The organism is Methylomonas methanica (assembly GCF_001644035.1).
Classification (GTDB): domain Bacteria; phylum Pseudomonadota; class Gammaproteobacteria; order Methylococcales; family Methylomonadaceae; genus Methylomonas; species Methylomonas methanica_A.
The window spans coordinates 51,674-66,539 of record NZ_LUUG01000065.1 but is presented as its reverse complement, the minus strand read 5'-3'; the positions used below and the strand labels follow the sequence as shown (position 1 = coordinate 66,539).

Below are 14,866 nucleotides of genomic sequence, written 5' to 3'. Positions count from 1 at the left end.
CCGCTTATTTAATTTCTTTAGAGGAATCAGCTTTTGGTTTGCTCGGGCCAACACCTTGCTCGCCGCATGCGGCCAGGGTGGTTACTGCGATAACTAACAATAATACTTGGCTGATTAATTTCATAAGTTTTCCGGTTGTGACGATGTTTTTATAATTCGCCTTTGCCGCGCCCCAGCGCGTTATCAAAGGAGACGCACTTCAAGCCATAAGGCTTGGACAACATCATGACATTGATCGGACAAGGCCATTTGATCGATGTCAAATGGCTGTAAAATGCCAGGAATATATTTAATAACCGCGCAGCAGTAGAGATAAAATAGCGGCCCGTCAGATCGGTTGGTCTTATCAAAATGACCCCAACAGCGTTAAATTCCTACTCCGAATAGCATCTGCAAAAACCGCAGACGCTGAAATCACCTGCCGGACATTTCTGACAATGTCTTGTAAAGAAATCTGACATCAAAAATCACATGAGTACATTAAAAGGCTTTTTAATCGCGACCCTTTGTATAGCAGGCCAAAGCACGCTTGCTGACAGCCCCTCTTGGAAACCTGACCTACCCAAAGCTAAAACCGCGTTCGAACGAGAAACACGTGTAGCGTTGCGGGAAGGACACCACATCGAACCCACTATTTTTCCGGGCTTTTATGCGGTCCGCTCGGGGCAGCCGGGCTCTCCTTCCGCCTATTTTCGAGAAGATATGGCTTGGCTGGGAAATGTAAGGTCTCAAGGCTGGAGCATTCGCTCCCCATTGGAAAGCAACTCAGAAGGAAAAAGAAATTGGCTGAAAGAGCAGATCAAGTATCTGCCATTTGAAAATCTTATTTTTATTCAACGCCGAAAACCGGCAGTGGCGGTAATTTGGTCGGCTCCGGATTGTCCATTTTGCCGAAAACTTGAAAGAGCCTTTGAGCAAGAAGATGTTTCCGCTTTTGTTGCACCGGTTGGATTAACCGAAGAAGGCTACCGGCGAGCAGCCAATATTTATTGTTCTAGCAATGCCGCAAAATCCTGGCAGGCAATGATGCGCGAAAATGCACCTAGCGAACCTGCTAGCCCGGGTTGTTCATATCCGCACGAAATGATGAACGATATTGGATTTTTCTTTGGGATGGGGCGAATGGCGACACCTATCGTCGTCTTCGCGGACGGCTCTACTATGAGCGGCTGGGATGATCACCAGGCTCTCGCATTGCTACGTGAGAAAATTAAGCAGCAACTATTTTTTCCGAATCCTAACACCCGCCGGTAACGCTCAAACTGTTCGGAGGCGTCAGCTTGACATCGAGTACCGCAAACCGAAGTCTGCGGTACATCTCAAAGAAACTGCCTGAAAGATAAAACTAACATCATGAACGGGCATTCAGATTTTTCCAACTGCCCTTTCCAATCTTCAGGCTGTTTACGACACCTTAATTAAGCGGCGATCACGTTAACCTTACCGTTACGACGCGCCAAACGGGTCATACCCAACAAACCGCCACCTAACAGAGCCAAGGTACCTGGCTCTGGAACGGTGCCGTTATCCACCACCGGAGGAGTCACAGCACCGAAACCGTCGAGATAGACATAGCCTCTGTGCCCGGTTGGCTCGCAGTCCGCAGCCAATAAGCTCAGCTGATAAGTATGGCCGAGAGTAAGGTTGGTCAACTGCTCTACTTGCCAAGAGGTGTAATAGTAACCGGTTGAAGAAAGTGTAAAACGGCTATCAACGCCGCTACCAGTAGTGGCTGCGTTATATTCTCTATTTACCAAGACCGTCATACTGGTCAAATCTGTTAAAGTTAATTTGAAAGTTGCAGCATCATTGACACCATGCGCACCTTGCAATACTGCCGCCCATGCAAAGAAAATACTGCTGTCTTGATAATTACTTACAGTTTGCGTGATTGCGGAACCGTAACCGCCAATGGCAGTATCTTCAACACGATAAGAATAATTGCCGCTGTATACCCGGTTAAGATTATTTCCGGTATTTGCATCAAAACCAGCAGTCACAATAGCGGAATGATTTATAGAAGAACTGTAATTAGCGCCTCCTGGCAGGTAATTGACAGGATCCAAAGTTGAGTTCAGTTCATTGCCTCTGAAGCCTCCACCAGTTGTCCAACCACTCGCATCGCCGGTTTCAAAATTACCATTCACAAATCCCGCATGTGCGGCTGGGGTTAGTAGCACAGCAGCAACAAGCGCCGCAAAAGCATTGGTTTTCATAGTATCTCCAGAATTAAGTAGAAGTTAAATTTTCAATGGCAGCAGCTAAAATGGCTGCACGCCTCTACAATAAAGCAAAATATGGGCCAATATAAAATAAAAATAGCTAATAAATTGATATATATGACTTTTATGCTATAAATTACCCAGAAGAATACTCAACTTCCACTAAAAAATGTAAAATTTATCGACGTTTAATTCCATCGTACTTGGGGGATATGGAAAGACTTTTACGTGACGCCCAAAACAGGCCATTGCCAGAGAGAACTTATGGAACAACGGGAAAGGCATGAGATTTGGAGACTAGCAACTTGCCCATTTTCACCCACAGACCAACTTGTAGATTTATATCCAACTAGGCCTCACATAATTTAAGGACAGACCTAAAAACCCGGCACCGCCCGCGCCGGGTTTTACCTTAAAGAATTACAACAAATCAGCGAACATGATGACGCGCATGACCTTCATGTCCATCGTCGTCGCGAGATTCACAACGTCCCAGAAAATCGGCATGTTCCGCATTAATCGACGCATCGCGCGCAGCTACTGCGGTGTCGGCGAAGTCGGTAAACAAGCCATCCACACCCAAATCAAAGTAATAAGTCATTTCCTGTTGCGGATCGGCAAAGCCGTAACCGGAGGCATCATTGCGGAAGGTCCAGGTGTGCACTAGCAAGCCTTTGTCGTGGGCCATTTCTACTACGCCGGTGCTACCTTCAACAATACGGTCATTAATGTTGACTTTGCCGTCGCCGTTGCGGTCAAAATCGACGGCTACGGTTTTCACCAGATAAGGCTTCCACGGACCTACCGCATCCGCGTAGGTTTTTACAAAATCCAGACCGTCGTTGCTCAGCAAATCGGCGAAAGTACGTTGATCGCCTTTCACGACAAAGTCATACGGCTGTTTATACGGCGCAACCAGCGACATTGAGCCGTCGGCGTTGACGTCGTCCGCATCGATCAGCTGCACCAATTTGATGTCGGTCTTGCGGCTCAAATATTGCAGATTACTGACTTCGAATGACTGGATAAACACCGGTGCGCAAGCGCTGTTGCCGTATTCCTTATGCAGTTTTTTCAGCAGTTTGTCTTCGAAGAAATTCTTACCAAATAAAGACTTACCCTTGGCGTTCTTCAGATCGGCGTGATAAGTGGAATGCTTGATTTCAGGATAAATGCCAATGCGGCGGCCGGTTTTTTCGCTTTGCTGCTTGGCCAGCGCAATCACTTCGTTCAAGGTTGGGATTTCAAACTCGCCGTCATAAGAATTATCACGGCCGCGAGTTTGGATGGCGCGCAGAGTTTTGATTTCTTTCAAGGTAAAGTCGCTGGCAAACCAATCGGTCACCACAAAGCCGTCGACCATACGGGTGGTTTTGCGATCAGCAAATTCCGGATGATTAGCCACATCGGTGGTACCGCCTATCATCGGTTCGTGGCGGGCAATCATATGACCATCCTTGGTCAGCACCAGATCGGGCTCGATAAAGTCCGCGCCCATTTCAATCGCCAAGGCATAGCCGGCCAGTGTATGTTCCGGGCGATAGCCGGACGCGCCGCGATGGCCAATAACCAGCGGGCCGGCATTGGCATGGTCGTGATGTTCGCTGTGCGGCAGGGCATGGGCACTGTTTTGCGCACCGAGTGAAGCTAGCATGGAAATAGTCAATAACGTGGGTTTCAACATGAATAGGGTCCTTATTTTGCTTGAAGTTAAATGTCTTAACCAGAGAAACTGCCGGACGGCAAACACCACCCCGGCAACGTGGTTTTAGTCGTGATCGCGGTCGTGATGATCGTGCTCGTGCTCACGCTCGGCTTCCGCCGCAAGCGTTTTGCTGAATACCACAGCGCCGTCGATGTCCTTGAAATCGACAGTCATCGCGCGGCTTTTTTTGTCGATATTCACTTCGCCAAAGAATTGCAAACCGGCGTAAGGCGACAGATTGACTTGGCCGGCTGGCGGCGCTTTAGAGAAAACTACTTGCGGACCGAATGTGCCGTCCGTGCTGTTTGGCCCGAAGGAGCCGGCGTTTAATGGACCGGCGACGAATTCCCAGAACGGCGCGAAATCTTTGGACGCGGCCTTGGCTGGATCGTAGTAATGAGCCGCGGCGTAATGGACATCGGCAGTCAGCCAAACCAGATTGTTGATATGCTCATGATTGATAAAGCTCAACAACCGTGCAATTTCCAGTTCGCGGCCCGCAGCAGCGCCGTCGTTGCCGTTAGCAACCGCTTCCCAACGCGCCTGGCCTTGGGCGGTGTTACCGTCGCCGATATTCAAACCAATCGGCATGTCGGCGGAGATGACTTTCCAGGTGGCTTTAGAGTTTTTTAATTCTTCCTGCAACCAAGCCATTTGCTCTGCCCCGAGGAAGGCGGTTTCGGCATTTTCTTCAGATTGCAGATTAGCGGTGTTAGGGCCACGATAGCTGCGCATATCCAACACAAACACATCCAGCAGTTTGCCGTAGGAAATTTTGCGATAAATCCGCTCGGATTCTTCGGCGTCGTGTGGACGCAACGGTGCATACTCCAGGAAGGCTTTGGTGGCGCGGGCAATCAGCGTCGGCACGTTCTTTTCGGTGTAGCGCGGGTCGGTGCTCAAGTCTTTGGAATCAGACCAATTATTAACCACTTCATGATCGTCCCACTGCCAAATTTGCGGCACTTCGGCATTGAAACGGCGGACGTTTTCATCCAACAGATTGTATTTGTAGCGGCCACGGAATTCGTCCAAGGTTTCCGCAACTTTACTCACTTCCGGAGTAACTACGTTAGTCCAAATCTGGCCATTCTCGGCCAGCTTGCTCTCAGGAATCGGGCCGTCGGAATACACATTGTCGCCACTTTGAATGAAAAACTGCGGTTGCACCTGGCGCATGGCTTCATAGATTTTCATGCCGCCAAAGCTTTCGTTGATGCCCCAGCCTTGGCCGGCGGTGTCGCCGCCCCAGACGAAACGGATATCGTCACGCTTGCCGATAGTATGAAAATGCCCAACCACCGGTTCGCTTTTGCCACGGGCATTGGTCAAATCTTCAAACCAGACTTTCACGTAAACGTCTTTGCCATCGGCTAAACCAGTCAAGTCTTGACGAGCGGTAAAATCGGTTTCGGCCAGTGCATACGGACCACGGAGACTGACCGCATCCTTGAACTGCGGGTTATAGGCATATTTCAGCATCATGCGCGAGGGGCGGTCAGCGCGGCTCCAGACGATAGCGCGTCCGGGCGCTAAATCACCGATCTGGATACCTTGCTCCATTTGCGGCACATCAACGGTTTCCGCAAATACCGGCGCGTTCAACGTTAACAAGCCGGCGATTGTCAATGCCAGTTTGGCCGGTTTTAAAAATTGACAGCTGGGTTTTAGTAATTGCATTGCGACTGCTCCTAAGCATTGTGAAGAGGCCCGGATTATAGGCAGCGGCAAATGACAATCTGATTAAGGTCCACAGAGAACGAAGCGGAATGTTTTGTAGCCGATTCCGTCGCCAGAGAAGCGTTCCGTTTGCTAGGCAGCAGGCGCGCGGAACTCACCGCGTTTTGTGACGCGCTTCGCATTTAGGCACGGTTGTTGCTAAGCAACATTTTGTCTTTCGCTTTTTATTTCAATTAGTTACGATTGGTCTATTATTGATACTCCGCTAAAGCTCGGCGTTTGGCTCACCGGTGGATTAACAATTGCTTGGCCGCCGATAACGGCATACCTAAGCAGACCGGCAAGTTGTTTTCCAAGCGCGCATATCAACATGCCATTCAAACCGACACGACTAACAGTCATCGGTGTATGCCAGCTATAGCATTAATAACTATAACAATAGCAAGCAAGAGGAAGGAATCATGATCAAACCCGGAAGCACGCGGCGTGGAGCCAAATCCAAACAACTGAATCGTTTATTGACGATTCCGGTATCTCATATCAGTGAATTAGTACGCTGGATGCTCGACTACGGCGGGGTGCCGTATCGGGAGGAAGGCAGTGTGCCGATGCTGCATTTACCAGCCTTCTTGTTGGCAGGCGCGGATGCGAAGGCCATGCCGGTGTTGATCACCAGCGAAGCAACCTTATGCACCATGCACCAATCGCTGCAATACATCGATGCCCGTTTGCCCGCTGAACTGCGGCTGTATCCGCGCGACGAAAAGAGTCTGGCGGAAACCGAACGCTTGCTGGCGTTGCTGGTGGACAAATTGGGCCTGGCGACTCGCAATTACGGTTATGCGATGTTGTTGCCGCACAAAGAAACTGTGCTGTCGTTCTGGCAACAGCGAGTGCCTAGCTGGCAAAAATGGTTGGCAGAACTCGCTTATCCCCTATTGGCTAAAGCCATGGAAAAATCCCTACCCGCCGATCCCGGACAAGTCGAACCCTGCAAACAACAAATCGAAGCGATCTTTGCGGAGCTGGACACCCTGCTCGCCGACGGCAGAGCCTATTTACTGGGCGACCAACCCAGCATCGCCGATTATTGTCTGGCTGCACTATCCGCTCCGGTGTTGTTGCCGGCCCAGTTCGGCGGCGTACAACCGACCAAGGCAGAGTTGCCGGCTGCCTACCAGGCTTTTGTCGAGCAATTGACTGCAACGCCAACCGGCGCCTTGGCCTTGAAAATGTACCGCGAACATCGGTCCGCGCCGGCACCTGTCCTGGATCATCACCCCACATCCACCACGCCGCAAAATATCGTCAGTTACTACCTGGCGCGAGGCGTCGCGATGCTGGCCGGTGCGACGGTACAGCGCTGGCTATTCGGTTTATTACGCAAACACAAGCCGGTATTGGTGCTGGGCAAACGCGCTTTGGTGACTCGCGACAGCGACGTACGTGAGACTTTGGCTCGCGACACCGAATTTACCATCGCCGAAATCAACGCCCCGAATATGCAACGGCTGAACGGGCCGTTTTTCTTAGGCATGGACCGCTCGGAAGCCTATAGCAAAGAACAAGGCGCCTTGCGACGAGTAATCAAGCCCGACGAAGACCAACTGATTCGCCGCATCGTCCGCCAGCATTGCGACGAGATGATCCAGGCCGCCCTGCCGGTAGGCCGGATCGACATGGTGTCGCAATTAACCCGGCCGGTGGCGCGGCGCTTTATCCGCGATTACCTGGGGGTGCCCGGACCGGATGAAGTGACGATGATGCGCTGGATGCGATCCCTGTTTCACGATCTGTTTTTGAACCTTAGCAACGACCGCAGCATTCAAATCACCGCCGAACAATCGTTCCGGGAAATGGGGCCGTACTTATTAAATCTAATCGCCGAGCGCCGGCAGCGCATCAAACAAGGCGAGCAGTTTGAAGATTTTCTATCGCGGCTGATCAAAATGGGCATGGACGGCGAACACGATCTTGACGATGACGGCATCCGCCGGAACATCTCCGGCTTGATCGTCGGCGCACTCGATACCACCTCGATGGCCACCACCTTGATTGTCGAGCAATTGCTCAGCAAGCCCGAGGTGTTGCAACGCGCCAAACAGGCGGTCGATGACGAAGACAAGCTATTACATCTGTGCTTCGACGCATTCCGTTTCAACACTATGGCGGCGGCCATGCGCCGACATTGCAAAAACGGTGCGGAGATTGCCGGGGTAAAGATTCCGCCCGGCGCCGAAGTCTTCGCCTTTACCGCCTCGGCGATGTTCGACGAAAACGCTTGGCCGGAGCCTTTCAGTGTACGCGATGATCGTGCGCTGGATCGCTATATGCACTTTGGCGACGGCATGCACCGCTGCTTTGGCGAATACATCAACCGCATCCAGATTCCGACCTTGGTAGCCAGTTTGCTGCGCTTGAACAACTTAAAAATTTCCAGCGGCATCTTGTACGACGGACCGTTTCCCGATCAATTTGTCCTGAGCTTTGATCGGTAATTTCTTCACCAGCACGATAATAATTTCAAGAGGACGTGTGTATGCAACAAAACCCCATGACCGTTATCACGGAAATATTGCCGGACCAGCTGCAAAAGCTGGAAGCGTATCTGGCGCCGATAGGCACGGATATTAAAAATAATCCGGTAATTAAATTTTCCAATTATCAGCAGCTGCACTATTGCACTTTTTTCGTTATCCCCGGCAAGCATCCGTCAGAAGTTGAGACCGGCGAGCCGGCTTTGCTGGCGTTTGAAGCCAACATCGACGGCGACGTGAAGCAATTTATCAACGATTTGCTTGCCGGCAATCCGGACTTTGTGAATACCGTTTATAGCTGTTGCAAGGATTATCCGGGCAATAACGCCAGCCAACTGGCCGACTATTTATTGAAAAATGATTTCGGTGCTAATGCCTTTTACGTCGCCCACCCCGGCCAGACCCGCAATACGATTGTCGAGCAACAGCAAATCCGCCAGCGTATCCAAGACTATATTGATGCCAATCGCCCGGAGTTGGCGGCTAAACAGCCGACTGAGATTCATGCCGACATCGTCAAGCATTTAGGCGCCATCAACAAACCCGCGCCACAACCGTTTTTGAACAGCATGGGGCAAAACATCTTCAATACTTTGTTAGCCATCTTGGGCATATTGCTGGTGGGCGGTTTCTTCGGCATGTTCGGGCCGCTAGTGGAATTTTTGGCGGTATTGGTGCTGATAGCCGGCGTCGCTTTCGCGGTGCTGTTGCGCTGGAACGAGATGCGCGACAAACAAGACGACAAGCCCTGGGTGGTTTCCAAGCAAATGGAAGCCATTCAACGCGTGGAAGACCGGCAATTGCAAAACCATCTGACCAGTGTCATCGACATCAAACCCGGCTGGTTTAGATTGGCCACCTTGCGGGTCGTGCTAGCCGGTATCAATCTGGTCGCCAAACTGGTGGCTACCAAGGGCGATCTGAGCGGCATCGTCACCATTCATTTTGCCCGTTGGGTGATTCTGCCCGGCAACAAACGTTTATTGTTCATGAGCAATTACGACGGCAGCTGGGAAAACTACCTGGGCGAATTTATCGACCACGCCAGCGTCGGCTTAACCGCCGTGTGGAGCAATACTCAACTGGGCAAGGACAGAGGCTTTCCGGATACGCAATGGCTGGCCGTGCGCGGCGGCTCCCGCGACGAACAACGCTTCAAAAATTTCGCCAGAAATAGCCAGCTTGCCGAGTTGGTTTGGTATAGCGCCTACATCGATTTGTCCGTGAAAAATGTCGCCAATAATCGGGCGATTCACGAAGGCTTATTTTCCACGACCAATCTGGCTGCTTGGCTGAAATGTTTATAAAAGGACTCCAACAATGACCACCATCGATAAATTAGAAGACGTACAAGGCATCGTGTTTAGCGGCTACAGCAAGTACATGGCCAACTGCAGTTATTACCTGCTAAAAATTGACGATGCCGGCAAAACCAAGCCCTGGCTAAAAAACCTGGTCGACCAAAATCAAATCAGCCACGGCGCGTATAAACCGACCGATGAAACTGAAAACCTCCTGAACCTGGCGATCAGCTATTCCGGTTTCGAAAAACTACAAGTCAGTGAAGAAAGCCTTTACAGCTTTGAACTGTCGTTTCGGGAAGGCATGCATTCGGAACACCGTTCCGCACTGCTGGGCGACCGTGGCATCAACGATCCCAGCGTATGGGACTGGGGCAGCGGCGACAATAGCGTGGACATATTGTTTATGCTGTTTTCCAAAAACGACGCGATCCACAACGCCAGCCGTAAATACCACGAAAAAGCCTTTAAAGGTGCCGGCTTGAGCGTGGTGCAGCGTTTGGAAGCCAGCGAAAAAAAACAAAACGCCGATGGTTTTACCTTGGAACATTTCGGTTTCGCCGACGGCATTTCCGACCCTTCGGTGGACGGCTTCCCCACCACCAGCGGCACCGGCGACATTGCCACCGGCGAGTTTTTGCTGGGTTATCCGAATCAATACGACGGCAAACTCACCAAAATGCCGCAGTTGGGTGCTGCCGGCGAAACCTTTGGCAAAAACGGCACCTATTTGGTGTTTCGTCAGTTGAAGCAGGATGTCGGCGCGTTCTGGCAATTCATGGAAGAAGAAGCCGCACGCCAAGGTATCACCGCCGACTATCTGGCCGCCAAATTCGTCGGCCGCTGGAAAAGCGGTGCGGTGGTGGAGCCCAATCAAGACACCGATCCGAACAAGGTCAATAACAGCTTTAACTTCACCAAAGATCCTCATGGCACTGGCTGCCCGCTGGGCTCGCACATTCGCCGCGCCAATCCCAGAGCAGTGGGATTGGGCGCTACCGAAGCGGAAGCGCTAAAAGTCGCCAACCGTCACCGTATCCTGCGCCGCGGTCGTAGCTACGGCAACTTCCTGGAAAACCCGGCAAAAGACGACGGCAAAGAACGCGGCTTGTTGTTCATCTGCTTAAACGCGAATATCGAACGCCAGTTCGAATTTGTGCAACACACCTGGATCAACAGCGTCAAATTCGCCGGCTTATACGACGAAGACGACCCGTTGATCGGCAGCGGCGTGGCGGAGAATCGCAATTTTACGATTCAGGATGAACCGCTGCGGCGGCGGGTTTGCGGGTTTCAGCAGTTTGTGACAACGCGGGGCGGGAGTTATTTCTTTTTGCCTAGTTTGAGCGCGTTGGGGTTGCTGGGGAACTCTTGATAGGCCATATCGCGATAAACGTTTCCGAAAGTTATATGTTTGACGGAAGGGGCTTTCGGCCCCTTCAACATATGTACGCGCCGGTATTTTCTAACGATTGGTCGGTTGGATTTCATTAGTTTTGGCCAGCGAGACATAGCCGACCATCAGCAAAGTCATGGTCGTTACCCATTCTGACGGCAAAAACCTCTGGTTTGCTGCTACTGAAAACTGTAGCAATTTAAACCAGCTATTTGCATTGTAGGGTTGGAAATCAGAACGGCTCATGTTTTTTAATCGCGCCGTTTTGTGCAAGATGTGGTTTGATCGTTTAAAAATGCACTGACTTGTTATGAGCAATAGTTGGTTGGGCTGCCAATGCTCGTTACCGACCCTTTGCTGCCGCACACCCCGCATTTTCAAATGACAACTAACAACCAAATGCCGCCAGTCAATTTCAAGCCACTCCTATAAATGGCATTCATTTGGAAGCAATTTAAAAAGAGCGATTCAAAAATGAGGCGTACCGAAAACCTATAAGCCAATGTCATCTCTGGCTGGCTAGAAGCCGTAAAATTGTTGAATAAAATACTAAGCAGAAACCTTTCTAACTTTATGATATATATAAAAATAATAAATACTAGCCAAGCGTATCGTAAGGTACGGGGATCGTAAGGATTCGTACGAAAATAGGCAATAATAGCTAAGATCATGTGATTTGTGTGTCTATGGTCCGTATTCCGATCCCCAACCCGTCACCGATTACGCTACAAACCCAGCCAGATTTTGAACGCCTTGGATCGGCTAATTCCCGGCAGTTGTATTTAAATTAGGCCAAGTAACGCTAAGCCACACGTTGGCGGGGCTAATCGGTGAAGCTGTTGTGCTGTGAAACATGGGCATCAGGCGTTGTATGCAGGTATAGAAGCTGAATGCCTCTTTCTGGCAAATGTCCTGGTTAGCCGAAACTTCATCTGATACTATGCGGACGTTTGAATAGAATAATCCAAACCGAATTGAGGACGACCTCGGGTTTGCATCACAACAAAGGGACGGCCCTAAACTTCTAAGGGAGTATATAATGGCTGGCCTTCTTGCCTTCGTCTATGTACTTACGCACCATCTTTCCGACCTAACCCGATTCCTAAATGCTCGTGGGACTCAGCCATACTGCGTTAACTTAGGCACAATATGCATCCATATTACTCACGGCCTGACTAGACGGGCATATCGTGTCCAGCTGACAAGCACGCCAAGTCACATGATTCCCGTTGCAAGTGCCCACGCAAACGGGAGAGAAGAACAATGAAACAATCTGGACAGCAACAAATCATCCCACCAATTACCTGGTTCAGATTGCTTAGCTCGTGGCTGATCATGGGGCTTTTCATGCTTTTTGGCGCAGACTGGCTTGGTGTTCCACTGAGCACGGCTACGGCAACCGCTGCCTTCATTGTGCTCTTTATTACCATCCTGGCTGCGTCATTTGGCGTCGTGCGTGAAGCCGACCACCTGGCACATCAACTGGGCGAGCCCTATGGCACGCTGATTCTTACGCTTTCGATCGTCGCGGTCGAAGTGATCCTGATCGTATCAGTGCTGCTTGGCCCCGGAGAGTTTCCGACCATCGGGCGAGATTCTATTTTCGCCGCGATGATGATCATTCTGAATCTGGTGATGGGCATTTGCCTAATTGCCGGTTGGGCTTGTCATGGCGACCAAGAGTTAAATGCCCAAGGTGCGGTCGCTTACCTCTCAATGATCGTTCTTCTCACCGGTATCGCCCTTGTGCTGCCCAATTACACAAGCGTTGCAGGAAATTTCTCGGCGACACAGGCGGTTGGTATCTCGGTCCTGACCGGGCTGTTGTACGGAGTTTTCCTTTGGATGCAGATGCGCAGCCATCGGCGGTACTTCGTTCAGCCACCGCAAGGGTCGATGACGATCAAGGCCATGAATATCCTTCAGACGGAGCAGGACACCTGTATTTCCACATCCGGCTCACACGCTCCGCGCACGCTTGTGATTCGCGCCTGCGTTCTGCTGGCCCTGATTCTCCCAATCGTTCTGCTCGCTCACTACCTTGCTATCGTCATGGACTATGGCATTGCCGCTACCGGCGCGCCTATCAGGCTGGTGAAAAACTCCCGAATATTTCCCCTTACCCAAGCCTGCGGTAATTTTTTGCGTTGAAATCGGCCATCAAACCGAGTTTTAGCGAATTTGCCCTCGTTTCAAGGGCTTTTTATCCGCCTGAGGCCGTCATTGGACGGTATTCAGGCGCACTTCGCCCTAGGTGGGCGTAGCCCACCTAGGTTTCGGCGTGAACACCAGTAAGTTCAGCAGCCGCGTCAAGTTGTAGGCAGCAAAGCAAAACAAGGCTTGACCGGCCACTTTGGCTAAGCCGATATGACGGGTTTTACGCAAGCCCCCAACGGTCTTGATCCAGCCGAAGGCTTCTTCGACGATTTTGCGGCGCTTGAGGCTTTGGGCGTAGCCTTTGCCACGGGCGGTGCGGCCATCGACGGCACTGCCGGTCTTTTTACGGGCGACATGGGCTTTGACCTCTCGTGCTTTGAGTTCGGTGACGAATCCCACTTGGTCGTAGCCTTTATCGGCGCCGACGCTACCCCCTTGGGGGACGCGGCGTTTGATCATCTTTTGGGCGGCTTCGATTTCCGCCGTGCCGGTGGCCTGGGTGGTTTCGACATCGACAATCAGGCCGTTGCGGTTCTCGGACAGGGCGTGGGTGATGTAACGCAGTTTAGCGTCGGTGAATTCGCCTTTTTTGTAAAGCCGGGCTTCGGGATCGGTCGTGCTTTGATGGGTAGCGTTGCTGCGCTTTTCACCGCTGAAATCGACGTCGGGATTGCGCCCCGCCGGTTTGTCGGGGCCGCTGCCGTCTTTTTTCACAAAGCTCTTGTGTGAAGCCCAGGCTTCGATCAGGCTGCCGTCGACGCTGAAGTGTTCGTCGGACACCAGGTTTTGCCATTCGGCAATGGCCAGCACTCGGGTGAAAAATTCGCGGCTCAAGGCTTCAGACAGTAGGCGTTCGCGGTTGGCGCTAAAGACGCTGCGCTCCCACACCGTATCGTCAATACCCAGACCGACAAACCAGCGAAACAGCAGGTTGTAGTCCAACTGTTCCATCAACTGCCGTTCGCTACGGAGGGTATAGATCACTTGCAACAATAGGGCCCGCAACAGTTTCTCGGGGGCAATCGACGGACGCCCCGTGCGTGAATAACGTTCGGCAAAAACCGCATCCATTGAGGCCAAAACGCCGTCAACCAAGAGACGTAAACGACGTAACGGATGCTGTTTGGGAATGCGGTCTTCCAGGCTGACATAGCTGAACCAACTGTTCTGAATGGCATCGTGTCCGCGCATAGGAGCCTCTCCAATTTAGATGCCTTATTTTACCTGTTTGGTGAGGCCATGTGCCTTGATGACTGCGGCTTTGGGAGTTTTTCACCAGCCTGCTATCGCCGTGGGTGGGGTTTTCATAGCCATCATTGTATTTACGCCAGAGTCGATCACAGCTGTCAAGGCGGCCATGAACGATGAAATGCAGCGGGCCATCAATCTCTGTCTAGGCGCCTTCGTGTCCACCGTTGGCCTAACTGTTCCGGCGGTTCTGGTCATTGGTTTGATCACCGGGAAACAGGTGATTATGGGAATCACCAACGCAGAAATCGTGCTTTTCATCATCACCGCAGCCTTGAGCGTGCTGACTTTCAATGGGCAGCGCACGTCACTGATTCAAGGATACGTGCACCTGACGGTGTTTGCTGTGTTCGGTCTACTGCTGTTCTAACCATGATTCGTGATATGGAGGTCGTAATAGACATCCTGAAAAAAGCAAGTAGCCTCCATGGAATCGAGCATTCGAAGGCCAACATCCTTAAAAATTGCCGATGTTAGTCGACAACCTCGATTCCGCTAACGCTACATCGAGGCTACGCAAAAACCTGCCCCGGTCGTGCAATCATAAACACCATAGGCGGCTATCCATTCCACTGCGGTCACTGGGGCCGAAGCACAGCGGTCCGCTTTTGGCCGATAGG

Annotated in this window: 11 protein-coding genes; 6 read left to right on the top strand and 5 right to left on the bottom strand. The window is 51.3% G+C overall.

Annotated features, from left to right (window positions below; translation table 11 throughout):
- Positions 1 to 471: 471 nt before the first annotated feature.
- The gene (locus A1332_RS10650) at positions 472 to 1,254 is read left to right on the top strand and encodes a thioredoxin fold domain-containing protein (RefSeq protein WP_064008468.1); all 783 of its coding nucleotides are present in this window, start codon (positions 472 to 474) and stop codon (positions 1,252 to 1,254) included.
- 164 nt (positions 1,255 to 1,418) lie between these two features.
- Here A1332_RS10650 and A1332_RS10645 read toward each other — a convergent pair whose 3' ends face one another.
- From A1332_RS10645 to A1332_RS10635, 3 genes are all read right to left on the bottom strand, one after another.
- Entirely contained in the window at positions 1,419 to 2,216 is a 798-nt protein-coding gene (locus A1332_RS10645) for a PEP-CTERM sorting domain-containing protein (RefSeq protein WP_064008467.1), read from the bottom strand.
- A 436-nt stretch (positions 2,217 to 2,652) separates the two neighbouring features.
- Positions 2,653 to 3,906 (bottom strand): glycerophosphodiester phosphodiesterase, encoded by a 1,254-nt coding sequence (locus tag A1332_RS10640; RefSeq protein ID WP_064008466.1) that lies wholly within the window; start codon positions 3,904 to 3,906, stop codon positions 2,653 to 2,655.
- An 84-nt stretch (positions 3,907 to 3,990) separates the two neighbouring features.
- On the bottom strand, positions 3,991 to 5,607 hold the full coding sequence (locus A1332_RS10635) for an alkaline phosphatase D family protein (RefSeq protein ID WP_064008465.1): 1,617 nt from the start codon (positions 5,605 to 5,607) through the stop codon (positions 3,991 to 3,993).
- A gap of 461 nt (positions 5,608 to 6,068) precedes the next feature.
- Between A1332_RS10635 and A1332_RS10630 the strand changes: the two genes are divergently transcribed.
- From A1332_RS10630 to A1332_RS10620, 3 genes are read left to right on the top strand one after another with little or no spacing between them, the layout of a single operon-like run.
- Entirely contained in the window at positions 6,069 to 8,105 is a 2,037-nt protein-coding gene (locus A1332_RS10630; RefSeq protein WP_157203992.1) for a cytochrome P450, read from the top strand.
- Between the two features lie 41 nt (positions 8,106 to 8,146).
- A complete protein-coding gene (locus tag A1332_RS10625; protein WP_064008463.1) occupies positions 8,147 to 9,451 on the top strand; it encodes a hypothetical protein in 1,305 nt (434 codons plus the stop codon).
- A gap of 13 nt (positions 9,452 to 9,464) precedes the next feature.
- On the top strand, positions 9,465 to 10,820 hold the full coding sequence (locus tag A1332_RS10620; RefSeq protein WP_064008462.1) for a Dyp-type peroxidase: 1,356 nt from the start codon (positions 9,465 to 9,467) through the stop codon (positions 10,818 to 10,820).
- A gap of 90 nt (positions 10,821 to 10,910) precedes the next feature.
- Here A1332_RS10620 and A1332_RS25290 read toward each other — a convergent pair whose 3' ends face one another.
- Positions 10,911 to 11,087 carry a hypothetical protein gene (locus A1332_RS25290; RefSeq protein WP_157203991.1) on the bottom strand — a complete coding sequence of 59 codons (177 nt, stop codon included), beginning with the start codon at positions 11,085 to 11,087 and terminating at the stop codon, positions 10,911 to 10,913.
- A gap of 1,017 nt (positions 11,088 to 12,104) precedes the next feature.
- Between A1332_RS25290 and A1332_RS10605 the strand changes: the two genes are divergently transcribed.
- Positions 12,105 to 12,992, top strand: a complete 888-nt coding sequence (locus A1332_RS10605) for a calcium:proton antiporter (protein ID WP_197491439.1) — start codon at positions 12,105 to 12,107, stop codon at positions 12,990 to 12,992.
- Positions 12,993 to 13,091: 99 nt separating this feature from the next.
- Here A1332_RS10605 and A1332_RS10600 read toward each other — a convergent pair whose 3' ends face one another.
- Entirely contained in the window at positions 13,092 to 14,189 is a 1,098-nt protein-coding gene (locus A1332_RS10600) for an IS5 family transposase (RefSeq protein ID WP_064008459.1), read from the bottom strand.
- Positions 14,190 to 14,247: 58 nt separating this feature from the next.
- Here A1332_RS10600 and A1332_RS10595 point away from each other — a divergent pair, with 58 nt between their 5' ends.
- Positions 14,248 to 14,616 (top strand): hypothetical protein, encoded by a 369-nt coding sequence (locus tag A1332_RS10595; RefSeq protein WP_064008458.1) that lies wholly within the window; start codon positions 14,248 to 14,250, stop codon positions 14,614 to 14,616.
- Positions 14,617 to 14,866: the final 250 nt, after the last annotated feature.